Origin of the sequence: Acinetobacter stercoris, from assembly GCF_900323515.1 — a bacterium.
Lineage (GTDB): Bacteria > Pseudomonadota > Gammaproteobacteria > Pseudomonadales > Moraxellaceae > Acinetobacter > Acinetobacter stercoris.
This window is the reverse complement of sequence record NZ_OOGT01000339.1, coordinates 1-2157: the sequence shown is the minus strand read 5'-3', so window position 1 is coordinate 2157 and position 2157 is coordinate 1. Positions and strand designations below refer to the sequence as shown.

General features: G+C 30.9%; 2 protein-coding genes. Both read right to left on the bottom strand.

Translation table 11 applies throughout. The features are described 5' to 3' along the window. On the bottom strand, positions 1 to 693 hold a 693-nt coding region (locus tag KPC_RS19265; protein ID WP_121975920.1), incomplete at its 3' end, for a glycosyltransferase family 2 protein. 122 nt (positions 694 to 815) lie between these two features. Beyond that, on the bottom strand, positions 816 to 1979 hold the full coding sequence (locus KPC_RS19260) for a nucleotide sugar dehydrogenase (protein WP_121975919.1): 1164 nt from the start codon (positions 1977 to 1979) through the stop codon (positions 816 to 818). Positions 1980 to 2157 lie beyond the last annotated feature (178 nt).

Genomic DNA, 2157 nt, shown 5'->3' with positions numbered 1-2157 from the left:
AGCTTTTCTTGCCAATATATGCTTATCTAAGTTTGTTATTCTTTCATGATCATGAGATATATCACACACATAAGTAGGATTAGCTAAATACTTACCAACACCATTAGTTTCTTTCAACAAACGATACCATGTTTCCATATCTTGCCAAGCAGGCATGTCGCGGTCAAAACCTCCAATTTGTTTAATTGTTTTAGTTTTAGTAAATATCNGATTTCCTGGATAATTTGCAATTCTCAAATCTTTTGATGTAATTATTTTTTTTAAAAAAAATAATTTGAATTTAGATAACTGTCTAACTCCTTCTTTCATCTTAGTAATATTACTACTATAAAGAAATACGACATTCGTATCCGAATCTTTCCAGTTATTTACAAATCTTTCAATTCTTTGAGGCAAGAAATAATCATCATCATCTAATCCTGTTATGAATATTCCCTTTGCATTATTGATAGCGATATTCCGACTAACGCATGCCCCACTATTTTTTTGTTTAAAAAAATAACGTATCCTAGTATCAGTTTTAGAAATTTGTGACAAATACTCTTGTGTTCCATCAGTCGAGCAATCATCCACAATTAAAATTTCCAAATTGCTATAGGACTGATTACGAACAGATTCTACTGCTCTTTTCAATAATTCTAATCTATTAAAAGTAGGTATATATATACTTACTAATGGTTTATTAACATCCATAATCAGTCCAATCTTTGTTACATAAATAGAAGAGGTTAAAACTTTAATATTCAACAATTTCAATTAAATTTACAGAATTAAACTGACTAAAAATATCTTTATTTTGCAAATAAATCTTAACATCAATTATCCCCAAAAAGATCACGGGTGTAAACATTATCTATTATATCTTCAAGCTCTCGGACCATACGATTTGCAATGATTACATCTGATACCCGTTTAAACTCATTAAAGTCTGACAATACTCGGGAATTAAAGAATGTTGATTCTTTAAGACCTGGCTCATAAACAACAATTTCGATACCCTTTGCTTTTAAACGCTTCATCACACCTTGGATAGCAGATTGCCTAAAGTTATCCGAACCCTGTTTCATAACTAGACGATAGATCCCCACCACTTGTGGTTTTTTTAACAAAATTTGATCTGCTATAAAATCCTTACGTGTCGTATTAGAATGAATAATGGCTTCAATCAAATTTTGTGGTACATCTTTATAATTTGCCAATAACTGTTTAGTATCTTTTGGTAAACAATATCCACCATAACCAAAGGATGGGTTGTTATAATGAGCACCTATTCGAGGATCAAGCCCTACAGCCTGTATGATGTTTTTGGAGTTAAGTCCTCGAGTCGCACAATAAGTATCTAGCTCATTAAAATAGGCTACACGCATAGCAAGATACGTGTTGGAAAACAACTTAACAGCTTCAGCTTCTGTTGCATCCATATATAAAACATCAACTTTTGGTTTTAAACAAGCCTCTGAAAATAGTTGACCTATTAACCGTCCATTTTCAGATGTATCACCGATAACAATGCGGGAAGGGTATAAATTATCATAAAGTGCTTTGCCTTCTCTCAAAAACTCTGGTGAAAAGATAATTTTTAGCTTAGGAAAGTTGGACTTCATACGCTCAGTAAAACCAACAGGTATTGTTGATTTTATTACAATGATTGACTTGCTATCTAGCCTATTTAATTCATCCAATACAACTTCAATTGAGCCTGTATCAAAATAGTTGGTATCTTCATTATAATTTGTGGGTGTTGCTATGATAATAACATCTGCATCTACATAAGCTGTATGTTTATCCAAAGTCGCTTGAAAGTTGGGATTATTAAGCAAATATTCTTGAATTAATTGATCTTGAATCGGAGAAATGTTTTGATTAAGTTTTTCAACTTTTTGTTGATCAATATCCAATGCTATCACCTTATGCTGCTTTGAAAACAACATTGCATTTGATAGACCAACATAACCTGTACCAACTACACAAAATTTCATTTTTACAATCTCACTTTTAGTATTCTTAGTAAGGGGAAAACGATACTTTTATTCATCAATGAATAAAGTAATATATATGTTATTATCCCCACTAATACTTCCAAAATAAACCTATAAATCAAATCATCTATATAAAAATAATAATTAAAAAAACAAATTACTAACCACATAATTAATG

Bases quoted from the DNA above. Each gene is read 5' to 3' on its own strand.
- KPC_RS19260 (WP_121975919.1), bottom strand. From the start codon at position 1,979: ATGAAATTTTGTGTAGTTGGTACAGGTTATGTTGGTCTATCAAATGCA.